This window comes from Draconibacterium mangrovi (genome assembly GCF_010586825.1).
Taxonomy (GTDB): domain Bacteria; phylum Bacteroidota; class Bacteroidia; order Bacteroidales; family Prolixibacteraceae; genus Draconibacterium; species Draconibacterium mangrovi.
Map to the genome: position 1 here is coordinate 44416 of NZ_JAAAGB010000014.1, position 24228 is coordinate 68643.

General features: G+C 42.3%; 13 protein-coding genes. 9 read left to right on the forward strand and 4 right to left on the reverse strand.

Features of this window, described 5'->3' with window-relative positions; translation table 11 throughout:
• Positions 1 to 17: 17 nt before the first annotated feature.
• Positions 18 to 6713: a T9SS type A sorting domain-containing protein gene (locus G4420_RS21555; RefSeq protein ID WP_163326022.1), complete on the reverse strand. Its 6696-nt coding sequence runs from the start codon at positions 6711 to 6713 to the stop codon at positions 18 to 20.
• An 864-nt stretch (positions 6714 to 7577) separates the two neighbouring features.
• Here G4420_RS21555 and G4420_RS21560 point away from each other — a divergent pair.
• The 4 genes from G4420_RS21560 to G4420_RS21575 all read left to right on the forward strand — a co-directional run bounded on the left by G4420_RS21560 (position 7578) and on the right by G4420_RS21575 (position 13914).
• Positions 7578 to 8813, forward strand: coding sequence for an ammonium transporter (locus G4420_RS21560; protein WP_163326023.1), 1236 nt, complete (start codon positions 7578 to 7580; stop codon positions 8811 to 8813).
• 527 nt (positions 8814 to 9340) lie between these two features.
• A complete protein-coding gene (locus G4420_RS21565; RefSeq protein ID WP_246241724.1) occupies positions 9341 to 11977 on the forward strand; it encodes a valine--tRNA ligase in 2637 nt (878 codons plus the stop codon).
• A 150-nt stretch (positions 11978 to 12127) separates the two neighbouring features.
• A complete protein-coding gene (locus G4420_RS21570; protein WP_163326024.1) occupies positions 12128 to 12874 on the forward strand; it encodes a peptidase associated/transthyretin-like domain-containing protein in 747 nt (248 codons plus the stop codon).
• A 284-nt stretch (positions 12875 to 13158) separates the two neighbouring features.
• Positions 13159 to 13914, forward strand: coding sequence for a peroxiredoxin (locus G4420_RS21575; RefSeq protein ID WP_163326025.1), 756 nt, complete (start codon positions 13159 to 13161; stop codon positions 13912 to 13914).
• A 285-nt stretch (positions 13915 to 14199) separates the two neighbouring features.
• On the opposite strand, the gene G4420_RS21580 is transcribed toward G4420_RS21575, so the two are convergent.
• Entirely contained in the window at positions 14200 to 14856 is a 657-nt protein-coding gene (locus tag G4420_RS21580; protein ID WP_163326026.1) for a hypothetical protein, read from the reverse strand.
• 113 nt (positions 14857 to 14969) lie between these two features.
• On the opposite strand from G4420_RS21580, the gene G4420_RS21585 reads away from it, so the two are divergent.
• On the forward strand, positions 14970 to 16091 hold the full coding sequence (locus G4420_RS21585; RefSeq protein ID WP_163326027.1) for a carboxypeptidase-like regulatory domain-containing protein: 1122 nt from the start codon (positions 14970 to 14972) through the stop codon (positions 16089 to 16091).
• A 72-nt stretch (positions 16092 to 16163) separates the two neighbouring features.
• Here G4420_RS21585 and G4420_RS21590 read toward each other — a convergent pair whose 3' ends face one another.
• Both G4420_RS21590 and G4420_RS21595 read right to left on the reverse strand, forming a co-directional pair.
• Positions 16164 to 17477, reverse strand: a complete 1314-nt coding sequence (locus tag G4420_RS21590) for an efflux RND transporter periplasmic adaptor subunit (RefSeq protein WP_163326028.1) — start codon at positions 17475 to 17477, stop codon at positions 16164 to 16166.
• 279 nt (positions 17478 to 17756) lie between these two features.
• Positions 17757 to 19007, reverse strand: a complete 1251-nt coding sequence (locus tag G4420_RS21595; RefSeq protein WP_163326029.1) for an aspartate kinase — start codon at positions 19005 to 19007, stop codon at positions 17757 to 17759.
• Positions 19008 to 19171: 164 nt separating this feature from the next.
• Between G4420_RS21595 and G4420_RS21600 the strand changes: the two genes are divergently transcribed.
• The 4 genes from G4420_RS21600 (at position 19172) to G4420_RS21615 (ending at position 24192) form a co-directional block, all read left to right on the forward strand.
• Complete coding sequence (locus tag G4420_RS21600) at positions 19172 to 21553, forward strand: S9 family peptidase (protein WP_163326030.1); 2382 nt, start codon at positions 19172 to 19174, stop codon at positions 21551 to 21553.
• Between the two features lie 110 nt (positions 21554 to 21663).
• Positions 21664 to 22686, forward strand: coding sequence for a fatty acid desaturase (locus tag G4420_RS21605; RefSeq protein ID WP_204273778.1), 1023 nt, complete (start codon positions 21664 to 21666; stop codon positions 22684 to 22686).
• 57 nt (positions 22687 to 22743) lie between these two features.
• A complete protein-coding gene (locus tag G4420_RS21610) occupies positions 22744 to 23118 on the forward strand; it encodes a hypothetical protein (RefSeq protein WP_163326031.1) in 375 nt (124 codons plus the stop codon).
• A 57-nt stretch (positions 23119 to 23175) separates the two neighbouring features.
• On the forward strand, positions 23176 to 24192 hold the full coding sequence (locus G4420_RS21615; protein WP_163326032.1) for a TQO small subunit DoxD: 1017 nt from the start codon (positions 23176 to 23178) through the stop codon (positions 24190 to 24192).
• Positions 24193 to 24228 lie beyond the last annotated feature (36 nt).

Sequence of the window (24228 nt, forward strand, 5' to 3'; positions counted from 1 at the left end):
TTTCAAAACAAACACTGCTATTTCTTTAACAGAATCAGTTTTTTCGTCTCTACGAAATCATTTGTTTTAAGTGTACAATAATAAATACCATCAGCCAGGCCACCCGCATCGAACACATAACTATAGTGCCCTGCGATTTGTTCCACATCGACAATACGCCTGATTTCTCTGCCAACAGAATTTGTTACTGTAAGCATAACGTGCGTGTCTTCAGGAATGGTGTACTGAATAGTGGTATTACTTCGGAAAGGATTTGGATAGTTATTAAAGTTGTACTGTCCTTCATCCTCAGGAAGTAGTTCGTCTTCAGCTATTGAAAGAATAACCGGGTTATCAACCGTACCATTAATTTTATCAATGGTAAAGTTTAGCTCAGGCGAAACCAGCTTAATTTGTTTCTGGTTGTATTCATCCCACAACACTGTTTTAACCGTTTCGCCAATGTCTGAACGATCGCCGTAAACCATAGCAAATGCCATATACTCGTCTATCGGATTAAGGTACGAAAGCGGAACATCGCCACGCAGCTGATCGTTGATATAGGTTTGAATCCTGTATCTGTCGGAAGACGGAAATTCCCCAAAATCAACAATCGCTGTCAGGGTCATGTTATACTCGTGTTTCAGGAAGAGCTCATCTGTATTACCCGATTTCATTATTGTTATGTTGTCGCTATTGCCAACAAACAACTTATAACCCAGCCCCGGTTGGAAAAATTTCAGATCGCCAACCCACGAATCGGTGCTTTGGTTGTATTCGCCATATTCGTACTGGCTTTTAATAACATCTCCCGGTCCTGCCGAAAGCAGCTCCAACACATCGTCAATAGGTAAAATCTCTGATTTTGGATAGCCGATCCAGTTCCACTTCGGATTTAACGGAATACTTACATCTGTATCAGGTTCATTTCCAATCAGGCTCAGGGTGTCGCCATGGGCACTCAGGAATATCATATAACCTGTTTTGATATCAACATCGGAGAGTGTTCCCTGCCAGCCAGTCATCTGACTAAACTGCGAATATCCCGTTTGTGATTTCAGTGTAAGATCGTTTAACGAAGTTGGCGGAGTAAGACTCTCAAACACTTTGCCTACACTCATGTCGTTGCTTTCTTTATTTACCGAAATCCAGTTCCATCCTTTTGCCAGCATTCGTTGCTGAATACCGCCTGCCGGATGTAAAATGAAAGGCTCTTCAACGTTTCCAACCACTCCGTCGTTAAAGAAGGTCAGTTCTTCAATGGCGCCATATTCAATGCCGTTTAAACCATCCCACATTCTGAATTTGATGATTTCAGTTGTATGCTGATTCCGAACATGATACTCGGGGAAATTAATCCAGTCGAGATCGAATTCAGCACTGTTCGACTGAATGCGCAGTGTATGTTCACCGGCCGGAACCTCGAATTGAGCGGTATATATTGCATAGGAATTTCCGGTAGCCGGGATTGTAAAGCTTGTCGCCAGATTCCCGTCAACATAAACATCTACATCGCCGGCTTTACTTCCGGCAGCCTTAAATTCGGCAGTGAAAATGCCTGGTTTTGTTGCATAAATATCAAAGTCGATCCAGTTGTTTTTCTTAAAACGTGTGGCTTCATACGTTTTGCCATCTTCGGTAAAAGTAATGTCCTGTACACTCAGGTCGTCCACGTAATCTTCGGCTTCGAGCAAACTTCCGTTTTCGCCTGCCAGATTTCCGGATATAGTAATAAATGCGGCGTATTTGCTGAGTTCAGGAACATACATGATGTTACCAACACCGCGCAATTCGCCATCAACATAAGCCGCAATCTTATCGCGTAATCCGGTCGACAGGTTTTCATCGCCATCATCAGAACTAAACTGAGCCACAAGGTTCATATTGTACTGGAAATCGGGGTGGTTTACACTCCAGTCGATCTCTTCGGCATACAGCTCAAGCGATACCATGAGTACTTCAGGCGAACCGTCGATTATGGCAGTTACTTCTCCTTCATAAAATCCGGGTAACAAATCTTCAACAACTAAGAATTGAACGGTAAAACTATTTCCTCCCAATACCGAAGCAGAAGTTACCGAAGGCACCAGCCAGTCGGGGTACTCTTCAATGGTAAACGATTTGCTTATGTTGGCGCTGTTGTCAAGATTTGCACTCAGAACCACCAGTTCTGTTTCTTCTGCTGTTAGATGGACCTCTTCAGGATTCCACGACACCGGGCTAACATTCACCAGGAATGACCACTCGGTTTTGTATTTCTGTATATTTCCAGAAATATCCTGAACTCCTTCCACTACTGCATAAACACGTTTTCCTTCAAGCGATGGTTGTGCAAAAAGATCGTCGTTGGGAGCAAGAATAATCCCATCTTCGTTTTGTGAACACTGAACCGTTATCGGAATTTCAGTGGAATCTTCAAGGAAAAGGCGGATATTAGGTGCTGCTCCTGAATAACTTTCAAAATTACAATTGATGTCCTTGTCGAAAACGACACTTATTTCTTGCCCGTAACGCAGGTAGCCATCGGCTGGCGAAGGAGTTCCGTACGGAGCAATTGATGAGCGGTCGATAATTCCCGACTGCTCGGAAGAATAAGAAATACCACCTTCTATTCCGCAGAAAGCTTTCGCACGCAAACTGTAGTTGCCATCGGTAAGGCCGGATACATCGAACTCGTAATCGAAAAAGTTTTCCAACAGTAATTCTTTGTCAATGATCACATCATCAACCCAGCCTTCACCCTGACGTTTATACTGAAGGGTTATACTTTGCAGGCTTTCGTTGTTCCGGTCGTAGCCCGTAAAAGCCACATCCAGTTTGTTATTATTGTTGCTGTTCACCAGCCAGTTATTGCCCGGCAGATGCAAGGCCACATTTGAACACTCGCTTTGGAAATCGACAAAAATCCAGGCTGTGTCGGCGCTTGTAACACTGCCGCCATCCTCCCACAGTGAATATTCACACGGCGGATACATCATAATACCAATCGAATCGTATGTAGACGCCATCGGTCCGCGTTCAACGGTAAGTGCAATGTTTGCCGTTTGGTTGTATTGCAGAAAATAGGAAGCTCCACTATTAGTGATTGATGTGCCACCTAATTTTACAACGGCACCATCGGGATTTGTGGTAGAAACTACTTTCACGTGGTATTCGCGGGTTTCCCGACTCTGGCTTTCGTTTAACAAATTGGCAGTAAACACCGCTTGTCCACCGATTGGTACATTGTTAATTTGTGGTGGATACACAGTGATACGTGCATCATCGCGCGGTTGTGTTCCGGGTTCGTGCGGACAACTTGAAGTTCCCAGTTTCAGATTGAAAGCAGGTACACCATAGGCTTTATCCTCAAGGATATCGACACTAAAGAAATCGCCAATATCGTTGTCGGAAAGAATATATCCAACGGTTCGGGAATAAGTTGTATCGTTCCCCTGATTAAAGGTGTTTGCCCATCTGAACTTTGCCATAACTCCGATCTCGCTATCGAACCAGGCTCCGGATTCATTATCCAGTTTTATTCCTGCTGCTAATTCTGTATTTATAAATGCAGTGTATTCATACGATGCAGAATTTGTTGTGTCGGTGGTATATTCGTTGGTATACGGGGCACCGGCACTAAATGAGATATTCTCTTTAAATACAGCATCTTCACCTCTGTTTAAATCGTTTTGTGCCAACACATCCTCCCAGTGCAAACTATCAGCCAGTAACTGGTTAGCCTGCATTTTTTCCTCTGGTAAGAGCAGACTGGTATCGCGACCGGCAATCAATGCGCTACGCAGTACTCCGAGAGTTGGAAGTAAGGTGTTCTTAATGTGTGTTTCGGTATAAACAAAAGTCGTCGCAAAACCGGTTACATCAATAGTCGGAACAGTTTTTATTTCTGCCTGACATGTTGCTGTATTATAGGTCAGCTCGTCGGCCAGTGCATATTCCTGGTTAAACGATGCACCAATGTATACATCACCATCATCTCCGGTAAGGTTTTCCATATCGGAAGTTGAAAAAGTTTCATTGAAGGTGATTGTGGTTTCAACACCGTTGCGGTTAAAATTATCCCTTCCGGCTACTGCGCTAAATTTAATTTGTGTTCCAAATCCATTACTTGAAAAAGGAGTGAGTACTTTAGCTCCAATCAACAGGTTCGCATAAACTCCTGCTTCTCCACCCACAAGCATCTCGAATGTATTAAAGCTTTTGTAGGATTTGCCTTCCTGAACGTACGAATAACTGTTGTCTCCGGGAGGGTCGTGTAATACCAGCATTGGCATTTCGGGAGATTTTGTAATAAATGAAGGCGCCTGTGTTTTAACACCTTCAACCATAATCCAGTATTCCTGCGGTGTGGCATCTAAAAATCCCACTTCAGGAACCACATACAACAGTTTTTCATGATTGTGCTCGGCACTCTCAGCAATTTCTGGTAATCCGGCTTGTGTGGTATAAACTGCAAAACCGTTTACAATAGGCACCTCTATTGGCACATCTCCGCGGTCGGCAACAAAGTCAAATATGCGCAAATGTCCTTCATTTACCGGGCAGTCGCCCATTGACTCATTCACTTCAAAAACCAGGGTATAAACGTCATTTTGCTGCATTAACGTTATATCTCCGTTGCTACAGGAAACTACCTGTGCGCCTGCATCGGTAAAATCAACCTGAATATCAAGTGGTGAATGGTAAATAAAATCAGCCTCGGGAACCACTTCGCCCCGTGTTGTGTCGGAAACCGTAACAATTGTAGTGTCGGCTGGAGTGATACTTGTTGTTCCGTTGGGCAGGAAGATGGTATCTGCCGGCGTGATATCAAAGCTGTCGCGCTCAGCAATCATATCCGCCGTATCCCGCACGGTAAGGTCAATGCGAATAGGTTTATTACCAATTTGGTCAAATATGTTCGAATTCACCGGATCAAGTTCAACCACCTGCACATCGTATTCGCGTGCCGGAAGATCAGGAATGGTAAGCAAACCATTTGCATCGGTATAATAAGTAGTATTAAAACAGTTGCCCGGCGAAGAAAGTTGTATTTTCACTGAATCGGCCACCGGAGTTTCGCACCCCGTTTGTACTTTTACAAAAATCGTATCGGTTTGTGTATCGGTGAAATTGATATTCAACGAATCGCCGGCTACAAAAAATGAGGTAGAAGGTTGTCCTGATGGATTCTCAAAAGTATGATGCAAAAACTCGGGAGTAAATGTATAATCTCCTTCTTCCTGGATGGCATAACTCCAATCGCCGTTGGCATCGGTAAAAATTCCCCGGCTTTCTCCGTTAATCAGAATTTCAACCTCAGGCACGCCACATTCGGCTGCGGTTGATTTTGGATACACAACTCTACCGGCCATAGAGAAAACACTCTCATCGGTAAAGTTAGCTCCTGAACTTAGTTTCGAATTCAGATCGAGTACACGGGTTATGGTATCGGGCGTAAAAATATGTGGTCCGTTTGGTCCGTCTTTGAAGGGAACCACAATAAATTCGGCTTCATCGTAATAGTAAATGTTGCGTATTTCGTAGTAGCCGTCAACATCGGTAGTTGTACAATATCCTCCTGAAGGAACAGACAATGCTCCGGCCGGTAAATTTGGTGTTACGGGAATCGCACAAACACTCACGCCTTCTACTCCAACACTTAACACCGACTTAACCGTACCTTTAATGGTTCCGTTTGGTTTCGAGTATCCATCGTCGTTAAGAGTAGGGAAGGTGCGTGTTGCGTGAATTGGTGTTACATAATAGGTGTGTTTGTAACCAGGAATGGCACCATCGTCGCTGTATGCCTGGGCGTTTTTGCTTAAAATCGCCAGCTCTTCCTTTTGGCTGCTTTCCGGTACACTGCGCTCAATACGCAATTCCTCTGCAAAATCCGACAAGTCGTCCCATTCTACTTTAACACGGTTAGTATACGTTCCGTCGGATGCGTTAACGTTAAAAGTTTTTGCTTTTCCAAGTACGGCATTAGAACTATTTCTTGGTGATTCATGATTTCCCCAATCGTCGGTAAAGGTGGTCACCCAGTAATAATATACATCGTTTGGAACAATTGTTTCATCGGTCCAGGTGCGAACATCTCCTGCAACCTGGGCAATTAATGTTCCGTTGCTGGTCGTCGTTCCCCTGTAAATATTGTAACCGGTATTAGCATCCGGAATATCGGTTCCTTTCGACCAGCCCAAAATAATCTTTTCAAAATATTCCTGATTAGAGGCAGTTATTCCGGTAGGAGATTTTATTGGGGCGGTAGCTGCGTATGTTAACACACTATATCCGGTACCTCTGTCTCCTGAACTGTTTGCTCTGGGATAACCACTCCACACCCATTCCACACAGTTACACCAGGCCAAACTGCAGTCTTCTGATTCCTGATAACGTAAGCCCCAGTTTCCTGAATTATTTGGACCTGCCACATAAGTAATGGTACCGCTGGATTTACTGCCGCTACCACTAATAGTTTTTGAACTGTTGCTATCAGAGTTTTTATAGATATCAAACCTGTGAACAATAGCTTCAGTACAACTTACAACTCCAGCACCGCTATAGGTGAAGGTGAGTGCATAGTCTGATCCGCCCGATGAAATCTGAACCGACATATCGGGATAGATCCTCTCTGCGCTTGCCCAAACAGGCAGCAGAAAAATAAAAGCCAGCAACAAAGCAATAGTGCTGCCGGCTTTCCTGATTAAATGGTTGGGAAGTATTACTTCCGGATAAGTAAATGTTTTCATAATGGATTATATTAAGTGTTTATAGAATTTGCCCTGTGTATTAGTAGATTAATACAAGGGCTTTTAGTGATGATATATATATTTAAGAATTGTGTTGTTAAATGCGTCCGGTGTGAAATACATAGTTAAATAGAGTTTGTGTTTAATGGATAAGAATTCGGAATGGTTTGATTTAATGGTATTTCTTTCCTTTAAACTGTGTTTATCGTTAACAAGTTATGGAAAAAATAAATAAGATAAAAGAGTATTAAAATCTCCAGAATGATTTTTTTCATAAAAATGGAGTTTAAACACTAGCTGTGCAGGGATATTAAATTTTTGAATTTGTCATATTCCCCAGATAGGGGGCGGCTGAAAGGAATATTCCAACATAAGTTTTTCGGTTTCTACGTTTTAGTAAATTTATTTTTAATCTGCAGAGTAATTTTTAGCCATACAGAAATAGTAGCGACGTTTCTGCGCGTTAACCGATATAAATCCGGCTAATATTAATTCAAGTTTAACTGGCAGTAATTTAGAGTGAGTATAAAAAAGGTGAGATTTGTCATTATTTTCACTGCTTTTTCTTGTTTCTCCTTTTTTCTGGATTTGATTTTAACCCCATTCAATTTCAAATTTTGCAGCTATTTTTTGTTCGATAAAAAATTCACCCCGTCCAAAGTTTAAAAATCCGGGTTGAAAATGAATCGTTCGAAACCTGAACCCTGTTTTAATGAGTTGTTGTAAAATGTATTTGCGGGCTTTTGAAATGTCAGAAAAATGTGCGAAAAAGTAAATAAATGATTTTCGGGAAGCTTTAAAACTGTCAAATTATTAAAGTCATATTCTATTTTTGATGACCGAAATCAAAAAAGAATTAAGAATATGATGTTTGACAAAGGGCTGACTACCTTTATGATTGTGGCTACCAGTTTGGTGATGTTAATGACTCCCGGACTGGCTTTCTTTTACGGCGGTTTGGGCTGTAAAAAAAATATCCTGAGTATTATGATGCAGAGTTTTGTGTCGTTAGGTATAACAACTATTCTGTGGATAAGCTTTGGCTACTCTATGTGTTTTAGTGGAACCCTGGCCGACGGAAATGATTTTTTCGGCATCATTGGAAATTTCGATAAAGCTTTTCTGAACGGAGTTACATCAAGTACGCCCTTGTCGGCCGATCGTAATTTCCCGGAATATATTTTTGTGGCTTACCAAATGATGTTTGCCATTATTACTCCAGCACTGATTACGGGTGCTTTTATCAACAGGGTAACCTTTAAAGCGTATTTTATTTTCCTGGTTCTTTGGCAAATATTTGTTTACTATCCCTTTGTACACATGGTTTGGGGAGGCGGAATCCTTGCCGAGTGGGGAGTGCTTGATTTTGCCGGTGGAATTACGGTGCACGCAACGGCAGGTTTTGCTGCTTTGGCATCGGTATTTTTTGTTGGTGCACGCGCCGAAAAGAGCAGCGGCCCAAACAATATTCCGCTGGTGGCTATCGGAACCAGTTTACTGTGGTTCGGTTGGTACGGTTTTAACGCCGGAAGCGAGCTGGACGTGGATGCTGTTACCGCACAGGCCTTTTTAAATACCGATGTGGCGGCTTCGGTGGCAGCTATTACCTGGCTGGGAATTGAATGGACCACCGGCAAAAAACGGCCTACTTTTATAGGGTTAATGACCGGTGCTGTGGCCGGACTGGCAACAATTACTCCTGCTGCAGGTTACGTTACGCTCGGAACAGCTATGTTTATTGGACTGTGCGCCGGAATGGTGTGCTACCAGGCAGTTAAATTTGTTGAGCGCCAACGCTGGGACGATGCCCTTGATGTTTGGGGCGTGCACGGAATTGGAGGTGTACTTGGAACCATTCTTCTGGGCTTATTCGGAACTACAGCTGTTAACGCCAATGGTGCCGACGGTTTGTTTTTTGGAGGCGGATTTAGCTTCTTCCTGAAACAGATTACGGCAATAGTTTTTGCTTCGGCCTGGGGTTTTGTATTTACCTGGGGCATGTTAAAAACAATTAACCGCTTTGTGCCTGTAAAAGTAGGGCGCATGGACGAAAAGAAAGGCCTCGACCTGGGCTACCATGGCGAGGTTGCCCGTCAATAAGAAAAACCGATAACATATATAATTCAGCCACGGACGGTGTAATAGAAACTACTCTGTTCGTGGTTTTTTGTTTCCTGCAGGTTTTATCGCCGTCCTGTTAGCTTTATGGGTGTCCTGTAGCACTTTTATGCTTTCCTGTTACTTTTTTTCTCGTCCTGTTACATTTTTGGTCGCCCTGTACCACTTTTTTACAATCCTGTTAGGTTTTTGGTCGTCCTGTTGGATAATCAGCTGTTCCTGTTTAACAGGGAGGGTAAAAAACCTTACAGGACGGGTGCAATCTTAACAGGACGCTATATGTCAATGACTTGCGGTCTGTAGTGTGATGAAGATTGCATCGTACTTTAGTGCGGTTTATAGTGCTGAAAAAAGAAAAGGCTAATAGGCGTTCGATGAATCTAACAGAGGGTTAACCACAGTATATTTTAATTCTCAACCTTCAGAACCTAAACTCTTCCTGTTGAACATTGAACTCTAAACTTTTAATTGTACTTTTGCACCTCAAATTTTTAGCTAGATATTTCAAGATGAGTCAGATGGAAATTCCGAGCAAGTACAACCCGGTCGAGGTTGAAGATAAATGGTACAAATACTGGATGGATAACAAATATTTCCATTCCAGACCCGACGAGCGCGAACCTTACACGATTGTAATTCCGCCGCCAAACGTAACCGGCGTGTTGCACATGGGGCACATGCTTAACAATACCATTCAGGATATTCTGGTCCGCCGCGCGCGAATGACCGGTAAAAACGCCTGCTGGGTGCCGGGTACCGACCATGCATCGATTGCTACCGAAGCCAAAGTGGTAAACAAACTAAACGCTGAAGGAATTGACAAGTACGATCTTTCGCGCGACGAATTCTTGAAACATGCCTGGGAATGGACCGATAAACACGGTGGAATTATCCTCGAGCAGCTGAAAAAACTGGGTGCTTCGTGCGACTGGGATCGTACAGCTTTTACCATGGACGAAGCCCGCAGCGAATCGGTAATCAAAGTTTTTGTCGACCTGTTTAACAAAGGAATGATTTACCGCGGCGTACGTATGGTAAACTGGGATCCGGCAGCAAAAACTGCACTTTCTGATGAGGAAGTGATCTACAAAGAAATGCAGGGTAAACTTTATTACCTTAACTATAAAATTGAAGGTGAAGAAGGTTTCGTAACCATTGCAACTACACGCCCTGAAACGATTCTGGGTGATACTGCCGTTTGCGTAAACCCGAACGACGAACGTTTTGCGCATCTGAAAGGAAAACGTGTTTTGGTACCGTTGATCAACCGTTCAATACCGATCATCGAGGATGAATATGTTGACATGGAATTTGGTACCGGATGCTTGAAAATCACACCGGCCCACGATATTAATGACTACGAAATTGGTCTGAGATATAATCTGCCATCAATCGACATTTTTAACGACAACGGAACACTTAACGAAAAAGCTGAGTTGTTTGTTGGCGAAGACCGTTTTGTTGTTCGCGATAAAATTGTTCCTGAACTGGAGAAAGCAGGAAACCTGGCTAAAATAGAAGACTACACCAATAAGGTAGGATTCTCAGAGCGCACCGATGTGATCATCGAGCCAAAATTGTCGGCGCAATGGTTCCTGAAAATGGAAGAACTGGTAAAACCGGCTTTGGAGAATGTGATGAACGATACCATCAGCTTCCATCCGCCGAAATTTAAAAATACCTACAAGCACTGGATGGGCAACATCAAAGACTGGTGTATTAGCCGCCAGTTGTGGTGGGGACACCAAATTCCGGTGTACTACCTGCCCGACGGAAATTATGTTTGTGCCGAATCAGCAGAAGAAGCGCTGGAGTTAGCAAAAGAAAAATCGGGAAATGCAGAATTGACTGCTGCCGATTTGAAACAAGACGAAGATGCGTTGGATACCTGGTTCTCAAGCTGGTTGTGGCCAATTTCGGTTTTCGACGGAGTTCGCGAGCCGGAGAACGAGGAAGTGAACTACTACTATCCAAGTTCGGATTTGGTAACTGCACCTGATATTATTTTCTTCTGGGTGGCCCGAATGATTATTGCCGGTTACGAGTATCGCGATGATTTCCCGTTCAAGAATGTATATTTTACCGGAATGGTGCGCGATGCACAACGTCGAAAGATGTCGAAATCGCTGGGTAACTCTCCTGATCCGCTGGATTTGATTGCCAAATACGGTGCCGACGGTGTTCGTGTTGGAATGTTGCTTTGTTCTCCTGCCGGTGGCGATTTATTGTTCGACGAAGGCCTGCCACAACAGGGAGCAGGTTTCTCAACCAAAATATGGAATGCTTTCCGACTGGTGAAAAACTGGGAGGTTTCAAGTGAAATCGAACAACCGGAACATTCAAAACTGGCCATCGAGTGGTTTAAAAATAAACTGGCTCAGGTTGTTGAGACTTTAAATGCACAGTTCGACAGTTTCCGTATTTCGGAAGCTTTGATGACCGTATATACTACCGTTCGCGACGAATTCTCGGGATGGTTGCTTGAAATGGTAAAACCTGCCTATCAACAACCGATCGATGCAAAAACATATGCTGAGATTCTTGAACTGTTCGACCAGATGTTGCGACTGATGCATCCTTTTATGCCATTTATTACAGAAGAGATCTGGCAGTTACTTGAAGAGCGTGAACAAGGCGAAAGTATAATGATCAGTCAGTTGCCGGCAAATACCAGCTACGATGCTGCATTGCTTGCGGCTTTCGAGGATGTAAAAGAAGCGGTTTCAGGAATTCGTAAAATCCGTAAAGACAAAAATATTGCCTTTAAAGATGCTATCGATTTTTCGGTGCAAAAAGGCGACAAAGGTTTTGATGCCAAATTCAACAGCATTCTCATCAAATTGGGTAATCTTACTGAACTCACTGTTGTTGACGAAGAAGTTAAAGGAGCAGCTTCGTTCCGTGTAAAATCAACCAGTTTCTATATTCCGCTTGATGGATTTATTGATGTGGAAGAAGAATTGGAAAAACTGGAAGAAGAGTTGAAATACGCCAAAGGATTCCTGAATTCGGTAATGAAAAAACTGAGTAACGAAAGCTTTGTAAATAACGCGCCCGAAGCGGTAGTTGCCAAAGAAAAAGCAAAACAAGCCGATGCCGAAACCAATATTAAAGTGTTGGAAGAGCGTATCGCTTCAATGAAGTAATTCAATATAGTCATAGTATGACTCCAAGTCATGCTATGACAATTTCCCTATATCCCCTTAACATCTGTTAAAAACCAGTTAAATAGTGTTATCTTCAAAATGGTTAAATTCTTTTGCATAGATTTGCAAACGGAATAGAATTACGCACTTATGTATAAATATTTACTGCTGCTATTAATCGTTTTGATGAGTTTTTCAGTTTGGGCTCAGGATGAGAATTATCAGGTTGATCCGATGTTGATTGAACTGAAAGCAAAAATCCTGAGTTCTTCCGATAGTTCAGCAGTACCTTATGCCAACATAATTAATCACCGCACACACAGCGGGACAATTACCAACGGAGAGGGGATTTTTACGCTGGAGATGCTTAATATCGATTCACTCGAAGTTACTTCTGTGGGTTACAAAACTTTTATCCTGAAAGTGCCATCCTATTACACCGGCTACGAAATGCTTACGTTTTATATGGACCCTGTACTTTATAATGTTGGCGAAGTTACCGTTGAAGGTGAAGCCCGTCAGCTGGATTATTTCGATCACGGAAATCCAACAAACCTTGACCCAACATTGAGAGGCGATGCATTTAATGAAAGACCTCCGATCATTGCAGCGCTGGTAAGTCCTTTATCGTTTGCACAATATTACGGTAAACGCGAAAAACGCAAACGCCAGGTACGAGAGGACATGGCGATAATGAGAAACTGGGAAATGCACTCGAGAAACTACAATAAAGAAATGGTGATGAAACTTACCGGTTTGAATGAGGCTTATGCTGATACTTTTATGATGTGGTTTAACGGGCAAAATGTACTTCCGTACACAGCCACGGAATACCAGGTGAGGGAGTCGATTGTGCAGTATTCCAAATTGTTTAAGCTGGATTACGAACTCGAATAATTGAACCAAAAATTCGACAAATAATCAATGATTTGTTAATAGAATACAAATAAGTATTTAATTTACACATTCCGTAACTTTCATATTGGATATAAAAAGATACAAATATCTTTAAAATGTAATCAAAAGTGAGAAATTGCTTACAGTCTGGTTATTTGACTGGTTTAGTGTTGGGGAAGCATCAAACGCAATGTTTTTGCTCACATTAAAAATATGTTCTTCAACATAAAATGGAGAATATGATGATTGTATTTTAGTGTCGCAATCATTTAATATTCAAAGTTATGAAACAATTAATGTTTACCTTTTTGGCTGTGATTCTGGCCGTGGGAGTAGTAAGCGCAAGCGACTACAAAATCCCCTTAATAGGATCAAAAGCTCCAAAATTTAGTGCAAACACAACAAACGGAAAAATCACTTTCCCAAATGATTTCGGGAGTAGTTGGAAAATTCTGTTTAGCCACCCGGCTGACTTTACTCCGGTATGCTCGTCTGAGTTACTCGAATTGGCACACTTGCAAAAAGAATTTAAAAAACTGGGTGTTGAGTTGGCAGTAGTTTCCACAGATGATATTGTATTACACAAAATGTGGAAAGCTCATCTTGAGGAGTTGAACTATAAACAACGCGGAACGGTTAATATCGAGTTTCCGATAATTGAAGACCCCGACGCGAAGGTATCACGTTTGTACGGAATGTTACACGATGAGGAGAGTACTGATCGAGATGTTCGGGGAGTATTTATTATCGATGATAAAAACATTGTACGTTCGGTAAATTTCTACCCGGTAGAAGTAGGCCGAAATATGGATGAATTTGTTCGCATGATAGAAGCTTTACAGCTTACCGAATCGAAATTTGTTTATACACCTGCTAACTGGCAAAAAGGCGACGATGTTATTGTGCCTTACTTGCCGTACTCAACCGCTGAGTTGGAAGCTAATCCTAAATTGGCAGACAGGTATTATAGTGTAGGCAACCGAATGTGGTTCGAGCAGATAGAAGGATCAACTGCCAAGGTTGAACACAACGAGGAATAGAAAAACGCAATTTTTCATAGAAGCATGTTGAATTCAGACACTTAAAAAGGTATTTGCGTTGCAAGTACCTTTTTTTCTCCCTATTTGATAAAAAAGAAAGCCCGGAGTTGACCAGGCTTTCCCAATGAAAGGGTAAACTTTCATTAATTTTTGCAATCAAATAATAAACGCAGTTAATTAAAACGGTTCACTATTCTAATTTCTGTAAACAAGCAAGTGCTCGTTTTGTTAACTATGTTTTTAGATTTTTTTTATTGACGTTCCTTCACCGTTTAGCAAAAAGAATTAATTACCAATTTCACTTTTCAGCAGCTTAACCTGGTTGGTAAGTTTGGTAATCTGCTCGTCTTTTTCTTTTAACTGATTTTGTAACTGTTGCGTTTCCGAACGAACATTATTAAGCTGTCCCTGCAGGGTATTAAGTTCGTTTTCGCTGGCTTTAATTTTACCCTCCAGAACTTTAGCGTCCAGGTTTAGCCTGTTTATTTCAAAGTTCTTTTGGTCGATGGCCGAGTTCTTTTCAGAAACTTCGCTTTCCAGTGTGCTTACTTCGTTTTGTAACGATTTTATCGACGCTTCTTTACTTTCCAGCGCATTGGTTAAACGTTGTTTTTCAAAATCAAGATTAAAACTTGTTTCCTGCAACGATTCCTGTTTACTGTTGAGTTCTTCATTCAACCCGGCCACTTCTTTCTTCAGGTCGGCAATATCCTGCTCTTTTATGGCATTGCTTTCCATCAACTCGTTTTTCATGGCTTCAAAATCGGCAATCAAAGCTTTTATACGTTCGGCTTTGGCATTGTTCTCGGCATCGAGTTTTCGCGAAAGTTCTTCGGCTTTTAATCTGCCGGCTTCCATTTCAAGGTATTTCTTTTTCGATACGCACGACGTAAGTCCGATCAAAACTACACTGATAACAAGAATGATATATTTTCTACTCATAACGATCTTTTTATGTTCAAAACAAAGATACACAATAATAATTGGGTATTACAACGTTTAACTAGGTAGGAATGGTATTTATTTCTTACTTTTATTTTTTAAAATTGATAGTCATGAAGAAAACAATTATATTCATTTTTACAGTTTTTGTTGCCCTTACAGCGTTGGGTCAAAGCGGATCGAAAGTGGCTCACACCATTAAAGGGAAAGTGGTAGATGCCAATACAAATCGTCCGGTTTCGTATACAAATATTGGCCTGGAAGGAACATTTTTTGGTACCGCTAGTGATAGCGAAGGAAATTTTGAGTTGAAGATTCCTGAAGAGATGGTAGATAAAGATATTTACTTTTCTGCAGTGGGTTTCACCAACAAAAAGTTTCCAGTAAAAGACCTTTTTTCGAAAGAATTTGCTGTGGTAAAACTGGAGTCTCAATCGTATGATGTGGAGAAGGTTGATGTGGCAGCACAAAATAAAGTTTTGATTCGCATTTTACGCCTGGCTTCAGAAAATATAAAATACAATTATGGTTCGGGGCCATTTAATATGCACTTTGCTTATTCAAAAGAAAAGGCGGTTAACGGGCAGGTTAAATCACCGCAAATTGCAACGGTATTACTTTACGACGAAACTGGTTACACACACAATTCGAAAGCTGATGCTTTTAAAGCACGGAATTATTCGGTTACAAAAGAACAAAGCGACGCTGATTACAGCTTTTCAAGCGCCCAATTATATCTTGATGATTTGTTGGGATTAGACTGGGTGCGTTCGGCATCGGGTGTTTTAAGCCCTGCTTTGCTAAACGATTATCAGCTGGCGCTGGAAAGCCAACCTGTTATCGACGGTAAAGAATACTGGGTGATTTCTTTTAGCCCGAAAGTCCCTTCACTGGCCACTACAGGCGATTATTATGCCGGTACTTTTAAAGGTAAAATCAGCATTAATAAAGAAGATTATTCGATATTAAAAATTGAAGGCGAAGCAGTGGCTCCAAAAAATAACCGTCAGGGCAGGGCGCTGGCAATAGGGCAAAACAATAGGGATTATTTTACCGATGTGCTTTACACCTTTGAAGTGGATTATGAAAACCTTCTGTTAAAACGTGTGGCGCTGAATAAAACCTATACTTACAAAGGCGAAAAAATTTCGGAGCAAGCCGTGCTGGATATGAACCGGGCGCACACGAATAACCTTACTGTTATTGATTCGCGCGATTATTTCCCCGGAGAATAAGAGATAGAATCATAAACAAAAACAGGGTTGCGATTTGATTCGCAACCCTGTTTTTGTTTATATAGAAATATTTTAATCTTCAGCTGTAAACAACTCCTCCTCATTAACCTTTTTAACCTGCATGCTGTCTTTTAACGTGCGGTTAATAATGGTGTAAGGCGCGGTAACTACTTCGTCGCCCTCCTTGATTCCTTTCAGAATTTCAATGCTGTTGTTATCCTGAATTCCGGTTTCTACCTCGGTTTTTAATACACGGCCATCGGCATACACAAAAACAACTTCCTGTTTTTCGTCACGCTGCGCAGTGTTTTCATCATCCGAAGAATTTTCCGAATCCGTATCAACTTCTTTTGTGCCGCCGTTTTCTTTTTTAATCCGTGTTGTAACTGCCGAAATTGGCACCGAAATTACATTCTCGCGGGTTTCGGTAAGAATATCAACAGTAGCCGACATTCCGGGGCGGAAAGGGTAGAGGTTACCATTCTCAGGATCGATCAAATCTTCGTACGAATCTTTTAGCAAAAGCACTTTTACATCGAAGTTGGTTACCTGGTCGGAACTGGTTCCGGAAACGCTTGCCGAGTTGGCAATTTCGGTAACAATGCCTTTGAATTTGCGGCTCAGGTAAGCATCAACTTCAACCAGCGCAGTGTCGCCTTTCATTACCTTTACAATATCGTTTTCGTTAACTTCAACCTGCACCTCCATTTTGTTGAGGTCGGCAACGGTCATCATTTCCGTTCCCACCATCATGCTGGTTCCTACCACGCGTTCGCCTTTTTCAACGTTCAGTGCCGAAATGGTTCCGGTAATAGGAGCATAAATTTTTGTTTTTATTAGCTGCTCTTCAGCTTCATCAAGCGATGCCTGCGCACTCAATACTGAATATTGCGCGGCACGGGCTTCGGCCTGGGCAACTTTGTATGCTGCTTCTGCCGATTCGAATTCCGAAACCGGAATCGTACCTTTTTCATACAATTGTTTGGAGCGTTTATACGAAAGTTCGCTTTCAATTAGTTGTGCTTCGGCTTGAGCCTGTCTTGCTTTCGATGAGTTTACAGCGGCTTCCGACCGGTTTACTGCCGAAACATACATTTCGGGTTTTATAACACACAGTAATTTTCCCTGCTCAACCGCATCGCCATCTTCAACATGCAGCTCAACGATCTCACCGGCCACATCAGGGCTGATTTTTACCTCAGTCTCCGGCTGAATTTTTCCGTTGGCGGTTATAAACTCGGTAATGGTTTTACTTTCTACGGTTTCGGTTGACACTTTTACGCTAACATCGCTGCCAAGCCATCCTTGCTTTTTGCCCACGATAAGCACAATAATAATTACAACCGCAACTCCAATTATATAAGGCAATGTCTTTTTTTGCTTCATTTCAGTTAGCTGTTTTTGTCTATAGGTAAGAAATGGGTTTCTAAAATTACAAGAAAAATCGATTCCTGTAAATTATACCAATTGTATTTCAGTGTGAGCGTTAAACGAAACGGTGAAATTGCAATGATTAATGCCGGTTGAAAGTAGGAATTTACTGAAATAGGACTCATTTTGATTTCACATCGGTATTAATTGGAATCGGATGCCAATCGCTTTTCTGAAAATGGGTGAAATTAAATGAAAAAGGCTACCGGAAATAACAATTTCGGTAGCCTTTTCTTATTCTTTAATCAGCATCCGTGCCGTTAAGCGGCTGTGCTGTTCCAGGTAAATATCCTTTTCTTTTACCATCCAGTCGAGCACCTCTTCGGTGTAATGGCGAATGGTTACCAGTGTAAGATCGGTATTGTAGCGTATTTTATAATCGCCCGAAAGTTCGCTAAAAATATCCTCCAGGTTTTCATCCGAGGCATCGGCAACAATGTTAAGGTCGATGGCCGATTGTTGCATCAATGTAACCTTTATCAGTTTTTCCATCAGAAAATTTACCACCCGCTCAATATCGCTAATCGAGATTATTGAGAAATCGAGAGCAGAAAGGGTAATCAGCACCTGGTTTTCTTTCAGGATAAAAATTGGAGGCAGCTCAATTTTATGATCGATTTTATGAATAACCGTGCCCGGATTTTTAGGCTCAACAAACGATTTTACCAGCAGCGGAATTCCTTGGTTGTGCAGCGGCTGCATGGTTTTTGGGTGGATTACTTTGGCACCAGAATGCGTCATCTCAACCGCCTCTTTATACGACAGTTCGTTGATCATCACCGTGTCGCTCATTTTTTTAGGGTCGGCACTTAAAACTCCCGGTACGTCTTTCCAAATCGACACGCTTTCAACCTTCAACGAACTACCGATAATGGCAGCCGTAAAATCCGAACCCTCGCGCCCCAGCGTGGTAGTGAGGTTAGTGGTTGTAGAGCCGATAAATCCCTGCGTGATGTATAAGCCTGTGTCGGAAAAGTTGAACTCCTCGCGAATTAATTCGCCGGTCCATTCCCAGTCAACATGTGCATCGCGGAAAGTATCGTCGGTTTTAAGGCAGGTGCGAATGTCGATCCATGTATTTTTATAGCCGGTGGCGGTAATGTAATCGCTAACAATGCGGGTAGAAATGAGCTCACCAAAACAGATAATCTGGTCGTATTCAAAGTTAAAATCGTACGACGGACGCGAATTTAGTTTGTGTTCCAGCTCGCTAAACAATTCATAAACACCCTGTGGCATTCCTTTTTCGCCAAACAAATCGCCGATAATTTCAATGTGATAGTTCTTAAAGTTATTGAAGATTGTCCACTTTTCGTTGTTGCTGTTATAGTAGGCTTTTATCAATGTTTCCAGCAAATCGGTACTTTTTCCCATGGCCGAAATAACCACGCTCAGGTTTCCGCTTTCGCTTTTAATAATTTCAAATACATTTTTTACTGCGGCCGCATCTTTTACCGATGCGCCTCCAAATTTATATACCTTCATCAAAAATTCATTTAAAGCTTTTGAGCAATGCGCTACGAGCTGTTTAACCTTGCAAAACTATATTTTTTTGAATTAACAATATACATGTTCATCAGGGAAATCATTCTACTAAAAATGTTAATTTAGATGCCTTCAAAAAAAACACTAAAAAAGAAGCTGCACCCATGAGACATTTTATTCTTTCATTTTTTATTCTGTTTACTTTTTCAGGATTTTGCCAGGTAAGCCAACTTAATAAAAGTTCACTTTCGATCGAAACAATTATGCAGGATCCGGCCAAATGGATCGGTACTTCTCCGGACGATATAAGCTGGAGCGAAGATGGCGCAAAAATCTACTTTCAGTGGAATCCGGAGCAAGACACGCTCGAATCGTTGTTTGCTTACGATTTGGCGACCAAAGAAATAGAGAAAGTAAATTTGGATGAAAAGAAGACATTACCCGGCCGTCGTGGCGATTACAACAGCGACAAAACAAATAAAGTATACACCCGAAACGGCAACCTCTTTCTGCTCGACTGTAAAAGCAGAGAAGAGAAACAGCTTACAGCCTGGCTGGAGCGTGTTTCGTCGCCCGAATTTGTTTTAGGCGATTCGAAAATAGCCTTTACTAAAGACAATAACCTTTTCACCATCGATCCGGAAACCGGGCTGATTACGCAGCTGACGAATTTTGTCTCGGGAAGTGAGAAAAAGGAACAGTCTTCGTCGGAGCAAGCCAAGTGGCTGGAGCAGCAACAAAAGGAATTGTTTGTGGTTTTACAGGAACGCGAAGCAAAAAATAAAGCACGCGAAAACCGCGGGGAGGCTGAAAAAGAAACCGAACCATTAAAAATATATACCGGTAGCAAGTTTTTGAATGGCATTTCGCTGAGCCCGACCGGCGACTATATTATATACAGCTTGTACGAAAGGGCCTCTAATGCAAAAGCTACTTCGGTTACGCATCATGTTACCGAATCGGGGTACACCGAAGAAAAGAATGCCCGTTCTAAAGTAGGAAGCCCGCAGGCGTCGGTTGAAATGGGGATTTTTGATGTGAAGAACAATAAGCTGGTAACGATTGATAAAACACAAATTCCCGGCCTGAAAGATTTGCCTGATTACCTGAGCGATTACCCGGAACGTATGCCAAAAGAGGGAGACGAGGTTGAAGACCGCGAAGTGAACCTGATGGGGCCGGTGTGGAATGAAACGGAAGACCTGGCGGTGGTTGTTGCGCTGTCGCATGACAATAAAGACCGCTGGATTTTACTGCTCGATCCTGCGACCGGTGATTTGGAATTACTCGATCGTCAGCGCGACGAAGCGTGGATTGGCGGCCCCGGAATTGGCGGCTGGGGAATGTCGACAGGAGATATAGGCTGGATGCCTGATGGTGAATCGGTGTGGTTTCATTCCGAGGAGTCGGGCTATTCACATTTGTATGCCGTTAATTGCAAAACAAAAAAGAAAACAACGCTTACCAGCGGCGACTTTGAAGTTTCGGAAGCATCTATTTCGAACGATAAAAAAAGTTTTTATTTCATCGCCAACAAAGTGCACCCGGGTGTGACGCATTTCTACAAAATGCCGGTTTGGGGTGGTAAGCTAACACAGATCACATCGATGGAAGGTGGAAACGAAGTAACGCTTTCTCCTGATGAGAAATATCTGGCTATCCGTCATTCGGAGGCCAACAAACCCTGGGAACTTTATTTGCAGGAAAATAAAGCCGGAGCTGAAGCCGAAAAGCTGACAAATTCAACCACCGATGCTTTTAACAAATACAACTGGCGAATTCCTGAGTTCATTACTTTTAATGCTGCCGACGGTGCCGAAGTGCATGCCCGTCTGTATCGCCCTGAGTCGCCGGAGCAAAATGGCCCCGCCGTAATTTTTGTGCACGGTGCCGGTTACCTGCAAAATGCGCACAAATGGTGGAGTAGCTATTTTCGGGAGTACCAATTCCACAATATTTTAGTCGACAATGGTTATACAGTACTGGATATCGATTACCGCGGAAGTGCCGGTTATGGCCGCGACTGGCGTACCGGAATCTACCGTTGGATGGGTGGCCTCGATCTGTCGGACCAGGTGGATGGTGCAAAATTGTTGACGGATAAATATGATGTTTCGCCGGAGCGAATTGGAATTTACGGAGGCTCATACGGAGGATTTATCACGCTGATGGCTTTGTTTAATGAGCCGGAAACTTTTACTGCCGGTGCAGCTTTGCGTTCAGTTACCGACTGGGCACATTACAATCACGGTTATACTGCCAATATTCTGAATACACCGGTGCAGGACAGCATTGCCTATGCAAAAAGTTCACCTTTAAATTTTGCCGATGGACTGGAAGGTAACTTACTGATGTGCCATGGCATGGTTGATGACAATGTACAGTTTCAGGATATCGTTCGCCTTACGCAACGCCTTATCGAGCTGGGAAAAGAAAACTGGGAGCTGGCGGTTTATCCCGTGGAAGCGCATGGTTTTGTTGAACCCAGCAGTTGGACGGACGAATACAAACGTATTTTTAAACTGTTTGAAGAGAATCTGAAATAACACCATAGAAGCGGGAGCCTGACCTGAAATCAGGCTCCCGCTTTTGAAATAGTGAAAATTTGCCGAACATCTACTATCTGTTATTCGTTTAAATAGACGGAACATAAACAATGGAGAGTAGATCGATGAATACCCGGCAGAAAGAAACATCCCCAAATAATCCCTGGCAAAACTTTATAAAAAATTCGGCTTCCTATCAAAAGCCTGATACCTTAAAAAGCGTATGGCAAATCATAAACACTTTTATTCCGTATGTTGGCGTATGGATATTGTTGGTTTATAGTTTGTCGGTTTCGTTGTGGCTCACTGCATTTCTGCTCATTATTGCCGCCGGTTTACTGGTTCGTTTGTTTATAATCTTTCACGATTGCGGCCACGGCTCTTTCTTCAAATCATACAAAGCCAATCGGTATATCGGAATGTTGTTTGGTATTTTGGCTTTCACTCCCTTCGATAAATGGCACAGTTTACACGGGAAACACCATGCTACTGTTGGTAATCTCGATAAACGTGGCGATGGCGATATCTGGACGATGACAAAGGAAGAATACCTGGCCAGTTCGAAAAAAAGGAGGCTTTATTACCGGGTTTACAGGAATCCGGTAGTGATGTTTGGCTTTGGCTCGCTTTATATATTTCTTTTTCAAAACAGATTGACGAAAGTATGGATGACGCAAAAGCAGAAGAACAATGTTTATGTCACCAATATTGCGTTGGTTATCCTGTTTGCGGGAATGAGTGTTGCCATTGGTTTTTTCACCTATCTTATTCTTCAGCTGATTATATTGTACCTGGCTGGCATGGCCGGACTGTGGTTGTTTTATCTGCAACATCAGTATGAAGACGTATCGTGGGTTCGGAGCGATGACTGGAACTACACAAAACTGGCACTCGAAGGAAGTTCATTTGTCAAATTTCCAAAGTTGCTTCAATGGTTCTCCGGCAATATCGGTTTTCATCATATTCATCACATTAATGCGCGAATACCCAACTACAATTTACCAAAATGTTACGCCGAAAATAAAATTTTCAGAGAGGTGAAGCCGGTAACGTTTCGCTCAAGCCTCAAAACTTTGCGTTTACGTTTATGGGACGAAAAACTGCAGAAACTAATCGGATTTCAGGATATATAACCGGGCAAGCCAGGCAGGGCACCAAACAATTTATACTTAGCTTTGTTTTTGGAATTAATGGATCGCATTCAACAATATTTTAGGTGGTTAAAACAGGCATTGCTGGTAGTAATTGCGTTGTTTTCGCTTGCATCGTGCTCGGTAAAAGAGCCGTTGTTTAAGGCCATTGGTGCCGAATATCAGCGTCCGTTAAATAAAACAAAAACCACCCCGAACTTCGATCATCACTGCCAAACTTCGCCCGATGATTTTCGGATCAGCAGTAATTTTCACAACTCCGATCAGAATCTTTTAGGAACTGCAGTTGAGCGTGATGAGTTGCTTTTACAGTCAACATCTTTTTCTGAATATTCATTTCTGCAACCGGAAATTGTTGCAGAAAACACCCGGCTGTACATTCTCTATAAACGGTTAAAATTCGACATGGTGTAATCGCTTTTCCCGTACACCCAATATTGTCAATTTTAATAACCGTTAATACATTTTTACATGAATAAATCTGCGAATAATTCGGCAAACCTGGCCGGACTTTTCACCTTATCTCTCCGGCTGGTAGTTGGCTGGACTTACTTTTCTGCCTTTTGGCGCCGTGTTGTACTTGTTGATAAACTTGCTCCGGAAGGCGTTGGTTACATCGGCGAAAAATTTAATCATTTCCTGCCCAACGCTTTGGGAATAAAACCGATAATCGAGCACCTGGTTACGCATCCCGAGCAGTTGTGGATGGCCATGGTAGTTTTTACTATCGTTGAAGCTGTTGTCGGGCTGTTTATTATGCTGGGGCTTTTTACACGATTAATGAGCGTTGGCGTCTTTGGCCTCGCCGCCGGAATTCTGTTGGGCTCGGGTTGGATCGGAACAACCTGCCTCGATGAATGGCAAATCGGTGTGCTGGGAATTGCAGCCGGATTCACCCTGTTTTTTAGCGGCAGTGGCGCATATTCGCTCGATCAGTTGCTGCTGAATAAGAGACACAGCTTCACACAAAATCGTTGTTTTGTCTGGCTGGGATCGGGCGAACTTCCGATAAGAAATTTGAAGCCGGCTGTGTTTGTTGGCTCATTGGGAATTTTGTTTCTAACACTGTTTACCAACCAGGTTTTTCATGGCGGAGTTTATGGTAAACTGCACAACAAATCGGTGAAACCTAAAATTGAAATCAGCGATGCCTCCATCGAAAACAATATCCTACAGTTTGAAATATACCGAACCGAAGGCGTTGATGTGTATGGATCGTTCCTGATCGGGATTCAATTGCTGGATTCGGAAGGAAATATTTTGCTCGAAAAAAAGGGAGAAGATCTGGCTAAGTTTCCGGTCGACCAAATATCCAATCACTATGTAACGCACGTAAAACCGGGGAAACACAGTTTGATTGTTCCTTTGGGTGCAAAAGCCGATTTGGCTATTGACTTGCGCACAATTGATTTACAACGCGCAAATGAATTCACGCTGAAACTGATTGATATTAGCGGACTGGAATGGGAAAGCAAAGTTAAAATCTAGCCTGTTTTGGTGTAGTGATAGTATGACTCTAAGTCA